We start from the raw sequence: 14,876 nt of genomic DNA, 5'->3' as shown, positions 1-14,876 counted from the left end.
AATAGGCATTAGCGGCCCGGCTTCCGTCTGAGCACCACGCTCGGCGCAAGACCGGGATCGATTCATCGCTGCACATTACGTGCGCGCCAGCGCCATTCGAGCCAAGCCAGAGCATTCATGTCCGACAAGCCTCAAAAGTCCGTTGCCCCCAAAGCCGACGGCAACGATTACTCCAGCACCCTCTATTTGCCGCAGACGGACTTCCCGATGCGCGCGGGCCTGCCCCAACGCGAGCCGGAAATTCTGGCGCGCTGGGACGCCATCGACCTGTACGGGAAGCTGCGCGAAACCGCCAAGGACCGCGCGAAATTCGTGCTGCACGACGGCCCGCCCTACGCCAACGGCAACATCCATATCGGCCACGCGCTCAACAAGATTCTCAAGGACGTGGTGACGCGCAGCCAGCAGATGCTCGGCTTCGATTCCAATTACGTGCCGGGCTGGGACTGCCACGGTCTGCCGATCGAATGGAAGATCGAGGAACAGTACCGCGCCAAGGGCAAGAACAAGGACGCGGTGCCGATCGTCGAATTCCGGCAGGAGTGCCGGGCGTTCGCGCAGAAGTGGGTCGACATCCAGCGCGAGGAATTCAAGCGCCTCGGCGTGGTCGGCGACTGGTCGCATCCCTACACCACGATGAGCTTCCCGGCCGAAGCGCAGATCGCGCGCGAACTGATGAAATTCGCGGCCAACGGCACGCTCTATCGCGGCTCGAAGCCGGTGATGTGGAGCGTGGTCGAGAAGACCGCGCTGGCCGAAGCCGAAATCGAATACGAGGACTACACCTCGGACATGGTCTGGGTGAAGTTTCCGGTCAACGCTGCACACGGCCGTCTCGCCAAGGCCTCGGTGGTGATCTGGACCACCACGCCATGGACGCTGCCCGGCAACCGCGCCATCAGCTTCTCGCCGAAAATTTCCTATGGCCTTTACAAGATCACCGATGCGCCCGCCGACAATTGGGCGAAGACCGGCGATCTGCTGATCCTCGCCGACAAGCTGGCTGAGGATGTGTTCAAGCAGGCGCGCGTCACGTCGTATGAGAAAGCGGGCGACGTTTCCGCCGACATTCTCGATGCGATCGAGTGCAGCCATCCGCTGAAGGGCCTTGCGGGCGGCTATGAGTTCACCGTGCCCCTGCTCGCCGGCGATCACGTCACCGACGACACCGGCACCGGCTTCGTGCACACCGCCCCAAGCCACGGCCGCGAGGACTTCGACGTCTGGACCGCCAACGCACGCGAACTCGAAGCGCGCGGCATCAGCTCAGTCATTCCCTACACCGTCGACGCCGACGGCGCGCTGACCGAGCACGCCCCGGGCTTCACCGGCAAGCGCGTCATCACCGACAAGGGCGAGAAGGGCGACGCCAACGAAGCGGTCATCAAGGCGCTGGTCGAGCGCGGCATGCTGCTCGCGCGTTCGCGCCTCAAGCATCAGTATCCGCATTCGTGGCGGTCGAAGAAGCCGGTGATCTTCCGCAACACGCCGCAATGGTTCATCGCGATGGACAAAGACATCGCGGACAACGGCACGGCGAAGACCGGCGATACGCTGCGCGCCCGCGCGTTGCAGGCGATCAGCGTCACCCGCTGGGTGCCCGAACAGGGCCAGAACCGTATCAACGGCATGATCTCGGGCCGCCCGGACTGGGTGATCTCGCGCCAGCGCGCGTGGGGCGTGCCCATCACCGTCTTTGTGCGCGAAAAGGGCGACGGCTCCGCCGAAATCCTCCAGGACGAAGTGGTCAACAAGCGCATCGCCGATGCGTTTGAAAAGGAAGGCGCCGACGCCTGGTACGTCGATGGCGCCCGCGAGCGCTTCCTCGGATCGCGCGCCAACGAGGAATGGAAGAAGGTCGACGACATCTGCGACGTCTGGTTCGACTCGGGCTCGACCCACGCCTTCGTGCTGGAAGACCCGGTGCATTTCCCAGGCCTCGCCGGCATCAAGCGCAAGGTCGATGGCGGCAAAGACACCGTCATGTATCTCGAAGGAAGCGACCAGCATCGCGGCTGGTTTCACTCTTCGCTGCTGGAAAGCTGCGGCACCCGGGGCCGCGCGCCCTATGACGTGGTGCTGACCCACGGCTTCACGCTCGACGAGAACGGCCGCAAGATGTCGAAGTCGCTCGGCAACACCACCGAGCCTCAGAAAGTCATCAAGGATTCCGGCGCGGATATTCTGCGGCTGTGGGTCTGCTCCACCGATTATGCTGACGACCAGCGCATCGGCCCGGAAATCCTCAAGAACACCATCGAGACCTACCGCAAGCTGCGCAACACGATCCGCTGGATGCTCGGCACGCTGCATCACTTCAAGCGCAGCGACGCGGTCACCTACAGCGAGATGCCGGAGCTTGAGCGGCTGATGCTGCATCGCCTGTCCGAGGTCGATGCCATCGTCCGCCCGGCTTACGCAAACTTCGACTACAAGACGGTGATCGCGACGCTGGCGAATTTCATGAACACCGAACTGTCGGCGTTCTATTTCGATATCCGCAAGGACACGCTGTATTGCGATCCTCCGTCCTCGATCGCCCGCAAGGCGGCGCTGACCACCGTGGACATTCTCTGCGACGCGATCCTGAAATGGCTCGCGCCCGCCATCAGCTTCACCACTGATGAGGCCTGGCAGATGTATCGTCCCGATGCCGAACCGTCGGTGCACCTCACCACCTTCCGCGACGACCTCGACCGTTTCGGTAATGAAGCTCTTGCGAAAAAGTGGGAGACCATCCGCGATGTCCGCCGTGTGGTCACCGGCGCGCTGGAAGTCGAGCGCGCCGCCAAGCGCATCGGCTCGTCGCTGGAAGCCTCGCCGCTGGTTTACGTCTCCGACAAGGCGGTGTTCGCGACCCTGTTCGACATCGATCTGGCGGAAGTCTGCATCACCTCAAATGCCATGGTCACCAACGAGGACGCGCCTGCAGCGGCGTTCACGCTCGGCGATGTGCCCGGCGTCGCGGTCGTTGTCGAAAAGGCCGTCGGCACCAAATGCGCGCGGTCGTGGAAGATCCTGCCGACCGTCGGCGACGATCCGGACTATCCCGACGTGTCGCCCCGCGATGCACAGGCGCTGCGGGAATGGAAGGCGCTTGAACAAGGGCCGTGGTAAACAGGCGGACTTCCGTCAATCGTCATGGCCGGGCCTGTCCCGGCCATCCACGTCTTTGGGGTAACCGCGACAAGAAAGACGTGGATGCCCGGCACAAGGCCGGGCATGACGGAGGAGACATTCCGCCACGATAACGAGAGATTCGATGTCCCCCCTCCTCCGCTCCGGATTGATCGCGGCCGCCGTAGCCCTTGTGCTCGATCAGGCGTCGAAACTCTGGCTGTTGAACGTGTTCGAACTCGGCCCGCGCGGCAGCGTGCCGGTGACGCCGTTCTTCGATCTGGTGCTCGCCTGGAATACCGGCATCAGCTACGGCTGGTTCCAGGATGCCGGCCCGGTCGGCCAGGCCATCCTGCTGGCGTTCAAGGCTGCCGCAATCATTGTGCTGGGCATCTGGATGGCGAAATCCGGCACCCGCCTTGCGGTGATTGGCCTCGGGCTCATCATCGGCGGCGCCATCGGCAACGCCATCGACCGGCTGGCCTACGGCGCGGTGGTCGATTTCGCGCTGTTTCACGTCCAGATCGGCGGTAAAACCTACAACTGGTACGTGTTTAACCTTGCCGATGTGGCCATCGTTGCCGGGGTTGCCGCCCTCCTGTATGACTCCTTTGTAACCCCGGATGCCGCAAAAAGGCCCCGATAAACGGGGATACGCTTGGCTATCGCCATCTGGTTTCGGCCATTTGGCTCCCGGCAATCTGGCTTGCGGCGCAACGGTTTGCGGCGATATGGCCAAGTCCTTGGACAACGGATCAGGATGAACGCAATGACGGGCGGCATCGGTTCAGGTTTGCACCTTTCATCGCGCACCGCGACGCGCGCGCTTCGGGTCGCCGCCATTCTGCTTGGCGTCGGTCTGGTGCTGGGCGCAGGCCCGGTTCGCGCCCAGGATGCGGACGAGGACGACGGCAAGACGTTCGAAGAAAAGCTGATGGACAACCTGATGAGCGGCCTCGGGGGCAAGAAGCTCGAGGACGGCTCCATCGAGTACCGCGAGCGCTCGCCGCTGGTGGTGCCCTCCAAGATCGATCTTCCTCCGCCGCAGACGGGCAAGTCGAAGCTGGCGCCGAACTGGCCGAAGGATCCTGACGTTGCCGAGCGCGCAGCCGCGCGCGAACGGGCCAAGCAGAAGCGCAAGACCCCTGAAGAAGAACGCATGCCGCTGATGCCGAACGAACTCGCGCAGCGGACGCCGAAGAGCAAGGGCTCGCAGGATACATCGACCCCGGGCAGCAACAATTCCAACTCGCCGCTGATGATGATGCCGTCGCAGCTCGGATACGTCGGCGGGCTGTTCTCCAATCCGTTCGGCAGCAAGACCACGGAAACCGAGAAGTTCGTCTCAGAGCCCGAGCGCAGCGAACTCACGCAGCCTCCGAGCGGTTACCAGACCCCGTCGTCGAACTACGCCTATGGCGTCGGCCAGTTGAAGGCACCAAAGGAAAAGTGCGACGCCGCCAGCGGCCGTTGCGAAAAAATCTGGGATTGATAGCCCCGGCCGCGCCATCACGCTGATGGCTGCTGCTCCATAATCGCGATCCGCCATCGTACGATCGCTCAAGTGGCGATCGTTTCAGGTCCCGCAGCGTCGCCTCTCGCGGATTTGAATGTCTCCCGGGCGATAAATCTGCGATCCGGTAGAACACCATGACAGCTTTCCGCCTCTCCCTTGTCCGCGCTGCCGCAGCGCTCGGCCTTTTGCTCGCGCCGGCCGCGGCTCACACCGCAATGGCGCAAACCGCGACGGCGCCCGCGACCTTCACGCTCGGCAACGGCCTTCACGTCGTGGTCATCCCCGATCGCCGCACGCCGGTGGTCACGCAGATGATGTGGTACAAGGTCGGCTCGGCCGACGAGACGCCGGGCAAGTCAGGCCTGGCGCATTTTCTCGAACACCTGATGTTCAAGGGCACCGCCGCGTATCCGGCCGGCGAGTTCTCTCAACTCATCTCGCGCATCGGCGGCAACGAGAATGCCTTCACCTCCTACGACTACACCGCCTATTACCAGCGCGTGTCGCGCGACAAGCTCGCGACCATGATGGAATTCGAGGCCGACCGCATGACCGGCCTCATTCTCAAGGACGAGAACGTGCTGCCGGAGCGCGACGTGGTGCTCGAAGAGTACAACATGCGCGTCGGCAACAGCCCCGATGCGCGTCTGACCGAGCAGATCATGGCGGCGCTGTATCTCAACCATCCGTATGGCCGTCCGGTGATCGGCTGGCGCCAGGAAATCGAGAAGCTCAACCGCGAGGACGCGCTCGCCTTCTACAAGCGCTTCTACGCGCCGAACAACGCGACCCTTGTGATCGCCGGCGATATCAGCGTGGACGAGGTTCGTCCGATGGTCGAGGCCGCCTACGGCAAGATTCCGCCGCAGCCCGCGATCCCGCCGCAGCGGATCAGGCCGCAGGAACCCACGCCTGCCGGACCGCGCACGGTGACGCTGGCCGATCCGCGCGTCGAGCAGCCGAGCGTGCGCCGCTACTATCTCGTTCCATCGTCCGTCACCGCTGCGCCTGCGCAAGGTGCCGCGCTCGAAGTGCTGGCGCAGTTGATGGGCACCGGCAGCAATTCGCTGCTGTATCGCGCGCTGGTGGTGGACAAGCCGCTCGCGGTCAGCGCCGGCTCCTGGTACCAGGGCACGGGGGTCGATCCGACCCAGTTCGGAATTTCGGCTTCGCCGAAACCCGGCGTGGAGTTTCCGCAGGTCGAGCAGGCGATCGATGAGGTGATTGCCAAGCTGGCGCAAAATCCAGTGCCCGCCGAAGAACTCGAACGCGTCAAGACCCAGATGATCGCTCAGGCAATCTACGCGCAGGACAGCCAGACCACGCTGGCGCGCTGGTACGGCGCGGCGATCACCGTCGGTCTCAGCGTCGACGATGTCCGGGCGTGGCCCGACCGCATCCGCGCCGTCACCGCCGAGCAGGTGCGCGAGGCAGCGCAGACATGGCTCGACAAGAAGCGATCCGCCACCGGCTATCTCATCAAGGAACCGGCGGCGACAAGCGCGAAGCGCGAGGAGAAACGTTCGTGATCGTCACTCGCCGCCAACTACCATCTCTCGCCGCCGCTTTTCTCGCTGCCGCCACTTCGCTTGCGGCATCTGTGACGCCTGCGTCCGCCGCCGCGAAGGTTCAGCGCGTGGTGTCGCCGGGCGGCATCGAAGCCTGGTTCGTGCAGGATGCGACCGTCCCGCTGGTCGCGATGGAATATGCCTTCGCCGGCGGCTCGTCGCAGGACCCGGCCGACAAGCCCGGCGTCGGATCGTTCACCGCCAACATGCTCGACGAAGGCGCCGCCGATCTGGATTCGAAAGCCTTTCACGAGCGCCTCGAACGGCGCGCCATTGAGATGAACTTTTCGGTGACCCGCGACTATCTGCGCGGCTCGATGCGCATGCTGAAGGAAAACAGCGGCGAGGCCTTCGGCCTGCTGAAACTGGCCCTGACCGCCGCGCGATTCGACAATGAGCCGCTGGAGCGCGTCCGCGCGCAGATGCTGTCGAGCGCGCGCCGCGAGACCACCAATCCGGTGTCGATCGCTGGCCGCAAATTCTGGGAACAGGCCTACGGAACGCATCCCTATGCACGCCCGCCGAACGGCACGCTCGAAAGCCTCCCGGCGATCCAGTCCTCCGACCTGAAGGATTATGCGCGGCGCGTGATCGCGAGGGACGCACTGAAGATCGCCGTTGTCGGCGACATCACACCGGAAGCGCTCGGCAAGCTGCTCGACGACACATTCGGTGTGCTGCCCGCCAAGGGCAATCTGACGCCGGTCCCTGCGGTGGAAGCCGCCAAGCCGCCACAGCAGACGACGGCCATCGTGGATGTGCCGCAGACCTCGGTGAACTTCGGCGGGCCGGGCGTTGCGCGCAACGATCCCGACTTCATGGCTGCCTACATCGTCAATCACATTCTCGGCGGCGGCACGCTGTCGACGCGGCTCTACAAGGAAGTCCGTGAAAAACGCGGGCTGGTCTATTCGGTGTCGCAATCCCTGATCTGGATGAAGAAGTCGTCGCTGTTCGCAGGCTCCACCGCCACCCGCGCCGACAAGGCGAAGGAGACGCTCGACACCATCGCCAGCGAAATCGCGCGCATGGGCAACGAAGGCCCGACGCAGAAGGAACTGGATGAGGCCAAGTCCTATCTCAAGGGCTCACAGATGCTCGCCCTCGACACTTCGTCGAAGTTCGCCAGCGCCCTGCTGCAGTACCAGCTCGACGATCTCGGCATCGACTATATTGAGAAGCGCAACGCGATCGTCGATGCGGTCACGCTGGAAGATACCAAGCGCGTCGCTAAACGCATCTGGGGCCAGGGTCTCCTGAGTGTCAGTGTCGGCCGCGCGGCACAGGCAGCAGCGCCACCGGCAACCGGCGTCGCGCCGAAGGCGAATTAAGCCATCGACTCATCGGTGCGCAGCCTGTTGCGACGGAGCTAGTGCCACTCCGCGAGATTGATCGCGAGCGCCAGCACCCCCACCAGAATGAGGCTGGCGGCCCATACCGCATCGAGATTGAACCAGCTCCGCGATACGAATCTGAGTCCCAGATAGCGATAGACCAGCCATGCACACAATCCGCCGGCCGCAATCATCGCAGCCGTGTGGACAAGGACGACCAGCACTGCGGTGGAGAGATTGGCACCGACAAGAACGCTTGTCGCTGTGTGGCCGCTGTCGGTCTCAGTAACGCGGCAGAGCCCGAGATAGATCGGAACCAGCATCAGCCCCGCGCCGTGCGCAATCGCGACGACGAAAGACCAGAGCCCGAGTTGCGTCGGCCGTATTCGCGCCAGCGCCCGCGGATGACGCCGGTTAATGAGCCGGAAAATACCGAACCCGATCACCAGGAGACTTGCGCCGATCTGGATCTGACGTTGCCACTCGATCAGCGCAGCAAGCAGCGCAAAGGGAAGAACGATCAACAGCACGGCCAACAAATGGCCGATCGAGAGCGGCCACAGCGCCGCGACCAGTGCGCGTGCGCTCTTGTCCATGAGTCCGGCTGAGACGGCCAGCGGCCAACCCATGCCCGGGCTCGCCCCGTGATAGATGCCGCTCACGACAACGGCCAGCCAAAGTCCAGCAGGTGTCCAGTCAGCAGCACTCAAAGCTCGTGTCCTGAATCCGAAGTTCGCATCCACTAAACCGACGGATAGCAGAATGAGTCGGTCGAACAGTCGCCGCCATCGAGCCGGATCTGATGCGCGCGGTAGCCGTCGGGGAAGCTCAGCCAGTAATCTTTTGCGAGTTCGAGACCGCCGCCCGGTTTCACATTGGCCATCACCTCGGCGCCCGGAATTCCGTCGGGATAGAATTGATCGTCCCATGTCGAATAGAGCGAGTTGGTCCAGTACACGCGCTTGCCGTCCCGGCTGATCTCGACCATCTGCGGGCCGCCGGCATAGACCTTGCCGTTGGGATGCGGCGTGCGGCGCGCGATGCCGCCGATGTGCACGGAGCCCGCAAGCTTCGGCTTTCTCGGCTCGCTGACATCGTACTGACGCATCTCGCCCGTTCCCCAGCAGGACACATAGAGAAACCTGTCATCCATCGAGAGGTCGATGTCCGAGACCAACGGCGGCACGGCGCCAAAGCCCTGCAGCAGCGGCGGAAGCTTTTCCTTGGGCGCCGGTTCAGCCGGAATCGTCGCCGTCTTTTCGATGTGAAACTTTCCGCCCTCGCGCCACCAGGTCCAGATCGACCCTTCGAGGTTGGTGGTATCGACCACGACACCAAGGAAGCCGTACTCGCGAACCGGATCGTGCGCCGGACGGACTTCGAGCGCCATTTGATGGTTGGCGCCGAGATCGATCGTCTGGACATTGCGCCGGGCCCGCAGATCCCAGAAGTGGATTCGATGGCCGTACTTGTTGGACAGAAGGTCTTCAGCCACGATTCCATTCTCGAACTGCGGCGGCAGTCCCCACTCGCTGGTGACCATGTAGTCGCGCGGCAGGTTCCACCAGAAATCGTAGTGCAGCGTCTGGGGACCCCGATCGATCTCCCAGCGCCCGAGAACATCAAAAGTTTCGCAGTCCATAATGAAAACGCCGGGCGGCCCATTGGTGCCGTTCTTTCCGCCGCCGCCGAGCGTGCTGACGTAGATGCCCTCCGGCCCGCAGTGAACGGTGTGAGGCCGCGAGTAACCTGTCTTTTTGAAAATTTCTTCGGGCTCGATGATCTTGTGAATCTTCGCCTTGGTCGGATCGGGCTTGGTATCCACGATGTAGATGCGCGAGGACCGGATTCCGGGAATGATCAGATAGCGCCGTTCGACGAATGCGTGGCCCGTCAGCGGCGACAGGGCCGACGAGCAGGCGTTCCAGCCGAAATGATGAAACTCGTCGCCCTTGTTCGGCATCGTCACCGTGTGGACGACCTGACTGTAGGTGGGCGAGCCAGGCTTCACGTCGATCACCACGAGCGCATCGGGCTTCGAGAAATCGGGGCTGAGCAGCAGCGTATAAGCGAAGTTTTCGGGGGGAGCTTCCATCGCAAGCTTCGGTGATGCGTGAAAGGTCGGATCGGGCCTCATCGTCATCGCACTACCTCCCTGTGTCGACCCGCAATGCCACACGGCATGCGGAAGCGAGTTTGCAGAAAGTGCAGAAAGAGAATGACCTGTTGAGCGCTTGGCGGCTGAACCGCTGGCGGGCACCTTAACACCGCACGGCCGAAAAAGAAGATCGCGACGAGCAGGAAAATGTTCCCGTTCCTCGCGTTCACGAACGAGCGCGTGTGATGTTCCGCTAACCGCTACTTGAACAGCGGCGTGCCGGGCACGAAGGCATCGAACGCCGCCCAAAATTGCTGCCGGTAACGATCCTGCTCCTGCAGGATCTCGTGCCTGGAGCCCGCGATCACCAGATGCGATCCGGCGCGCAGGTGGTAGGCGAATTCCTCGATCGCGGCGGTCGAGACGACCGTGTCGCTGCTCGCGGCCATCATCAGGATCGGCTGCCTGATCTGCGACGGATAACGCGCCTCGCGGAATTCAACGATCGCCCGGAACGCGCTGTCGGCCCAGGCCACCGTCGGCGACGCGATGCCGAGCGTCGGGTCTTCCTCGTAGATCGCGGCGTTGCGCGCATAGCGCACCGGGTCCGACGTCAGCGGATTGTTGACGAAACTATTTGTGCCGGTGAGCTCGCCGTTGCCGCCGGGTACGTAACTGCCGCCCATTCCCATCCAACGCAGCGTCCGCACCAGAATGCGCGTCGGCAATTTGGTGGCGTAGCCCGGCAGGTCGATCATCGGCGCGGACAGCACGATGCGGTCGAACCAGCGCTTGCCCGAATGCGCCACCCGCAACAGCACCGCGCCGCCCATCGAATGCGCCAGCGCATAATACGGCGGCGGACAGTCCGGCAGCATCACCTGCTGCACGAAGGTTTCGACATCGACCTCGAAGTCCGAGAACCGGTGGACGTATCCCTTGCGGGGATCGCGCAACTGCCGTGAGGAATGTCCCTGCCCGCGCCAGTCGATCATCGCCACCGCGAAGCCGCGCTCGCGCAGTTCGCGCACGGTCTCGAAATATTTCTCGATGCTCTCGCCGCGCCCAGTGAAGACGCAGACGGTGCCCTTGCGGTTGGCAGGCGGCTGCCAGCGCGCGAAGCGCAATTCGGCGCCATCGGGCGTCTTGATGGTGCCGGAGACGACATTGTCGGGAACGGGATTGGCGGGAATGGAGACGAGCGTCATGGGGGGCCGATCAGCCAAAAGGAATCATCAAATTCGGAAAGGATATTGCGGACAAAAAGAGGGGCCGGGAACCCTCTTGAACGTCACGAGGCCCCTCCCATATCAGTTTCGTGCAGGCCAGTTAAGGCTGCACGCAGAACGAAAACCCGGCCCAATGGCGGGTTGTCTGCTCTTTGCAAAAGAGTGGCGCGTTGTGCATGCGAGACGGTTTTGTGGACGTTGCTCACGCGAGCATGGCCCAGGATCAAGTCCGTCCCGCCTGGAAACGCGCTGGTCGCTCAATTGGAGGACTAACATGCGTACGTTTGACCTGACCCCCTTCTATCGTTCCACCGTCGGTTTCGACCGCCTGTTTTCGCTGCTCGATCAAGCGAACGGCGACGGCTCGTCGGGCTATCCGCCCTACAACATCGAGCGCACCGGCGAGAACAATTTCCGGATTTCAGTCGCCGTCTCCGGCTTTTCGCAGAATGAAATCTCGATCGTCGCCAAGGAAAACACCCTGACGATCAAGGGCGAGAAAGCCGCCAACGAGAACAGCCAATCCGGTGAAGTGCTTTATCGCGGCATCGCGTCGCGCGCCTTCGAGCGCCAGTTCCAGCTTGCCGACTTCGTGCAGGTGAAGAACGCCTCGCTCGAGAACGGCCTGCTCCACGTCGATCTCGTCCGCGAGATTCCCGAAGCGAAAAAGCCGCGCCAGATTCCGATCACCACCTCGGCACCGCAGGTGACCGAGCAGGTCGCGGCCTAAGCCATTGGCTTATCGAACCTCCTGAAACTACCAACGCCCCGGTGCCCCGGGGCGTTTTTTTGTGCGGAGCGCAGCCCTTACTCCAGCGGCTGAACGTCCGGCATCGCCTGTGTCGGCCACAGTTTCAGCGTGGACGGCCCTGCCGCCCCAACCGTCGTCGCTGCAGGCTTCGGCGCTGCGGACTCGGTGGGTGGCGCGGCCGCCTGCTGCGCGGGAGCTACCGCCTGTGGCGGGGCGGTTCCACCCGGTGACGGTTGTGCGGTCTGGGTGGCAGCCTTTGGCGCAGAACGCCGCGCCGTCTTCGGCACAGCGTTCGGCGGGCGCGGCGCGTTTCGCAGATCCAGCAGCGATCCGCGCCGGTTTTCATAGCCGGCATAAACGGTCGGCGGCGGGCCGGGCGGGCCGTAGGCTCCCATGATCCGCTCATCGACGGCCTGAGCCGGAATGAAGCGTATGATCTGCCCGGTGCGGGCGTCGATGATCAGGCGGCCGTCGTCACCATACCGGTCGAACGCGGCAACGGTGTAGATCCAGCCGCGCTGAGTAACCCGGCCAAGCGGCAAGTAGCCGCTTGAGCGCAGAACGGTCACGACCTGCTCGGGCGGCAGCATCGGCCGCGCCGCCGGCGCGGACCGCAGGTTGCGCGCCGAGGGGATCGCCGCATACGACCCCGACCCATAAGGCCCGGGACGATAGGAACCTGCATAGGGCCGCTGTGGATAAGGCTGTTCGTCATAGGAGCGCTCGATGTAACGCCCCTCGTCGGGCGGCAGCGGGCCATCGTCCTCCAGGATTCGCGGCATCGGAATCCGGATGTCGCCCACAACCGGAAAGTCGTCTGCTGCAAGCGCCGGCGATCCGAAAGCCGCAATGGCAGCAAAAAAAGCGCCGGCCGCGACGGCCCGCCCGGTCAACTGTCCCCTCGAAAACAATGTCATCGCCCATAGCCTCCCATCCAGTGTCCCGGACCCGCCCGGGCTCCCCAAAATCAGAGGTTAAAAGTCGTTTCCGAATTCGGCGGAGCTTGGACCGGACGGCGGCAGGATTGCCTCAATCCTGAGGCAGTCATGAGGGCGACAGGGGCAGCATGGCCGCCATCAGTCGTTCTAGCGCCTTGCGGTTCGCTTCATGAGCGCAACAGCCGAGGCCGCGAAAAGCGTCGCGATCACCCCGATCATCGCAATCAGGCTCAGCCAGGTCGCCAGTTTTTGTCTGAGCGGCTGTTCGAAGGCAAAGGGGCGATAGGCTAAAAATGCCACGGCTTTATCCAGCTCTGCGATCTTGAAATGATCGCCGGGTTTGCAGCTGTTCTCGGCTGGAAACACATAGCATGCAGGATTTTTCAGGTTGATGTCCTGGCGGGCAGGATCGATCACGGGTCCCGACCGCAAAGACGCGACTGGAAATTTCTCGAGCTGATATCCGAGCAACGGCTGGTAACAATAGCGCTGCGAGATGCCATCGATCATGGCGTCATTCGACGTGATCGAGGGGCGGTCGCTGTTACCGCCGATGGCCTCGATGCGCGGGATAGTCCGCGTGGCGCTGGCGCGGGCGTATGCCGCTTCGACCGGAGCAATAGGATACGCCTTCTCTGCGTAGTAGCTCCGGTCCGTTCCGATCGTCTGCAGCACCATCGCGCACAGGCCGCCTCCAGCAAGCAGCAGCCGGATGGACGAACCGCCGATCGGCAGCCGATCCATTGCCAAACCCACAACCACGATCACGACCGGAATATAGGTGCTGAAAAAACGCAGAAGGTTGCTGCTGTTGCCGAAATACGGAAGCGACTTCAGCAGCCCGTTCCACGTCGGCTGATACCAGTTGATCGCAATCGGCAGCAGCAACAGGAGCAGGATGCCACAGAGAACCAACACGCGATCAGTTGCGAGAGGCTCAAGGTGGCGCCTGCGGGAGACAAAGGCCGCAGCGACCGCGACGAGCACGAGCGCCGCCCCGATTGAGACCCCATACTCCCACTCGTGTCGCTCAAGCAGCCACATCGAGTTTGTTACGATCTCGGCGGCATCTTCGGGCGGCGATAAAAAAAGCGCCTGCAGGATAGCCCGAAGCGCCGTCCAGAGACCGACAATGCCGGGAAGTGGATAGTCGTCACGCGGGAAGTTCGACAACAGGGCCAGTTCTGAAACCAGCTTGCCGGCGCAAAGCGCCAGGGACAGCAGGCCCGCCGCCGCGAGCAAAAGCCACGGCTGCCAATTCCAGCCAAAGCACAAGGCATGAATCAGGATGATGATGACCGTCGCCAGCAGGACCGGCGGGATGCCATGCACCATTCCTGACTGGAACATATAGGCAAGACAGAGCCCGGCGATGCATGCGCGCACAGCAAACCCGGCACGTGCAAGCCTGAAGCGCGACTGACTTGATCCATGGCGATCCGGAAGGCCTGGCAGCAGAGCCGCGATCATGAGCGGCGTCAGTGCGAAAGCGTGGAACGTCAGATGCCCGACCAGCATCCGGGCGCTGAAGAAGCCGTTGAAAAGGAACAATCCCGCCGCCAGCACGGCTGCGACTCGGGACGAGCGAAATCCGCGGCGCATCAGGATGTAGCAACCCACAAGACCGGTCAGCGAGAAAAGCAGGAACGTGACCTGGACCGCCCGCATGGGCGATACGACAAAGACCAGAAACTGGGGGACCGAGACATAGGCCACGTTCGGATCGGGAAAATAGGGAAAGCCGCCGCACTGGCTCGGCGAGAACCACGGAATGGCGAACAGGCCATTCTGCAAGTGCCAATAGAAGCCGGTGAGCAGGTTCGGGAAATGCAGCCCGTAATCATGGCCGACCGTGCCGCCCGCCATTGGCAGGAAGGGCAGGTAGATCGCCAGATAGATCAAATACAGAACGCCGAGCGCGGTCACGACGAGCCCGGCCTGTACCCCGTTCCGATCGGGATTCTGCGCCTGTGGCGAAGGTGAAGCCATGCCGGTCTTTTGCTTCAACTCCACGTTCATGAATCAGGCTCTGGCGTCCGAAAAGACCAGAAGTATCCGATTTTGGTTTGCAAATCCGAAATCGGGGCGGCCTCCGGACCGGGCGCAAGTCCGGCATGGTAGCGAGGACTCTCACGCGCTTGTGTGATAGGAAAAAGTTTGGCAATCTCGGCGGTAGGACAGGACTGCTGTCCCATTTTCCGGGTATGTTCGGCATGGCGTTTGCAGCGCCCGGAATGCAGGCAGGCCGCACGGCAGCTGGAAACGGCGCGCGCGAGCTGCAATTTCTAAAGTGAGGCTCGTGACAGCGCGAGCGGTGGCCCAGGG

General features: G+C 62.9%; 11 protein-coding genes. 6 read left to right on the top strand and 5 right to left on the bottom strand.

Annotated elements, in window-relative coordinates; all coding sequences use genetic code 11:
- The first annotated feature begins 117 nt into the window (after window positions 1-117).
- The 5 genes from ileS to HNQ36_RS21690 all read left to right on the top strand — a co-directional run bounded on the left by ileS (window position 118) and on the right by HNQ36_RS21690 (window position 7,532).
- Window positions 118-3,117, top strand: coding sequence for an isoleucine--tRNA ligase (ileS, locus tag HNQ36_RS21710; RefSeq protein WP_184088705.1), 3,000 nt, complete (start codon window positions 118-120; stop codon window positions 3,115-3,117).
- A 145-nt stretch (window positions 3,118-3,262) separates the two neighbouring features.
- Window positions 3,263-3,763, top strand: coding sequence for a signal peptidase II (gene lspA / locus HNQ36_RS21705; protein WP_046827563.1), 501 nt, complete (start codon window positions 3,263-3,265; stop codon window positions 3,761-3,763).
- 123 nt (window positions 3,764-3,886) lie between these two features.
- On the top strand, window positions 3,887-4,609 hold the full coding sequence (locus tag HNQ36_RS21700) for a hypothetical protein (RefSeq protein WP_184089152.1): 723 nt from the start codon (window positions 3,887-3,889) through the stop codon (window positions 4,607-4,609).
- Window positions 4,610-4,767: 158 nt separating this feature from the next.
- Window positions 4,768-6,162: a M16 family metallopeptidase gene (locus tag HNQ36_RS21695; RefSeq protein WP_184088703.1), complete on the top strand. Its 1,395-nt coding sequence runs from the start codon at window positions 4,768-4,770 to the stop codon at window positions 6,160-6,162.
- The gene (locus HNQ36_RS21690) at window positions 6,159-7,532 is read left to right on the top strand and encodes an insulinase family protein (protein WP_184088700.1); all 1,374 of its coding nucleotides are present in this window, start codon (window positions 6,159-6,161) and stop codon (window positions 7,530-7,532) included. The genes HNQ36_RS21695 and HNQ36_RS21690 overlap by 4 nt, the downstream gene beginning before the upstream one ends.
- 38 nt (window positions 7,533-7,570) lie before the next feature.
- On the opposite strand, the gene HNQ36_RS21685 is transcribed toward HNQ36_RS21690, so the two are convergent.
- The 3 genes from HNQ36_RS21685 to HNQ36_RS21675 form a co-directional block, all read right to left on the bottom strand.
- Entirely contained in the window at window positions 7,571-8,245 is a 675-nt protein-coding gene (locus HNQ36_RS21685) for a hypothetical protein (protein ID WP_184088697.1), read from the bottom strand.
- 32 nt (window positions 8,246-8,277) lie between these two features.
- Complete coding sequence (locus tag HNQ36_RS21680) at window positions 8,278-9,678, bottom strand: selenium-binding protein SBP56-related protein (RefSeq protein WP_184088694.1); 1,401 nt, start codon at window positions 9,676-9,678, stop codon at window positions 8,278-8,280.
- A 215-nt stretch (window positions 9,679-9,893) separates the two neighbouring features.
- Window positions 9,894-10,841, bottom strand: a complete 948-nt coding sequence (locus HNQ36_RS21675) for an alpha/beta fold hydrolase (RefSeq protein ID WP_184088691.1) — start codon at window positions 10,839-10,841, stop codon at window positions 9,894-9,896.
- A 295-nt stretch (window positions 10,842-11,136) separates the two neighbouring features.
- Between HNQ36_RS21675 and HNQ36_RS21670 the strand changes: the two genes are divergently transcribed.
- Window positions 11,137-11,592 (top strand): Hsp20 family protein, encoded by a 456-nt coding sequence (locus tag HNQ36_RS21670; protein WP_184088689.1) that lies wholly within the window; start codon window positions 11,137-11,139, stop codon window positions 11,590-11,592.
- 77 nt (window positions 11,593-11,669) lie between these two features.
- Here HNQ36_RS21670 and HNQ36_RS21665 read toward each other — a convergent pair whose 3' ends face one another.
- On the bottom strand, window positions 11,670-12,530 hold the full coding sequence (locus HNQ36_RS21665; RefSeq protein WP_184088686.1) for a hypothetical protein: 861 nt from the start codon (window positions 12,528-12,530) through the stop codon (window positions 11,670-11,672).
- A 168-nt stretch (window positions 12,531-12,698) separates the two neighbouring features.
- Window positions 12,699-14,570 (bottom strand): hypothetical protein, encoded by a 1,872-nt coding sequence (locus HNQ36_RS21660; RefSeq protein WP_184088684.1) that lies wholly within the window; start codon window positions 14,568-14,570, stop codon window positions 12,699-12,701.
- Window positions 14,571-14,876: the final 306 nt, after the last annotated feature.

It is taken from the genome of Afipia massiliensis (assembly GCF_014203115.1).
In the GTDB taxonomy this organism is placed as follows: Bacteria; Pseudomonadota; Alphaproteobacteria; order Rhizobiales; family Xanthobacteraceae; genus Afipia; species Afipia massiliensis.
The sequence above is the reverse complement of the archived record's forward strand: the minus strand, read 5'-3'. Positions and strand labels throughout refer to the sequence as shown.

What these genes read in the sequence shown, in the direction of transcription:
- HNQ36_RS21680 (WP_184088694.1), bottom strand. Translation starts at nt 9,678, where the DNA reads ATGACGATGAGGCCCGATCCGACCTTTCACGCATCACCGAAGCTTGCG.
- HNQ36_RS21695 (WP_184088703.1), top strand. Translation starts at nt 4,768, where the DNA reads ATGACAGCTTTCCGCCTCTCCCTTGTCCGCGCTGCCGCAGCGCTCGGC.
- HNQ36_RS21670 (WP_184088689.1), top strand. Translation starts at nt 11,137, where the DNA reads ATGCGTACGTTTGACCTGACCCCCTTCTATCGTTCCACCGTCGGTTTC.
- HNQ36_RS21675 (WP_184088691.1), bottom strand. Translation starts at nt 10,841, where the DNA reads ATGACGCTCGTCTCCATTCCCGCCAATCCCGTTCCCGACAATGTCGTC.
- HNQ36_RS21700 (WP_184089152.1), top strand. Translation starts at nt 3,887, where the DNA reads ATGACGGGCGGCATCGGTTCAGGTTTGCACCTTTCATCGCGCACCGCG.
- HNQ36_RS21660 (WP_184088684.1), bottom strand. Translation starts at nt 14,570, where the DNA reads ATGAACGTGGAGTTGAAGCAAAAGACCGGCATGGCTTCACCTTCGCCA.
- ileS (WP_184088705.1), top strand. Translation starts at nt 118, where the DNA reads ATGTCCGACAAGCCTCAAAAGTCCGTTGCCCCCAAAGCCGACGGCAAC.
- HNQ36_RS21665 (WP_184088686.1), bottom strand. Translation starts at nt 12,530, where the DNA reads ATGACATTGTTTTCGAGGGGACAGTTGACCGGGCGGGCCGTCGCGGCC.
- lspA (WP_046827563.1), top strand. Translation starts at nt 3,263, where the DNA reads ATGTCCCCCCTCCTCCGCTCCGGATTGATCGCGGCCGCCGTAGCCCTT.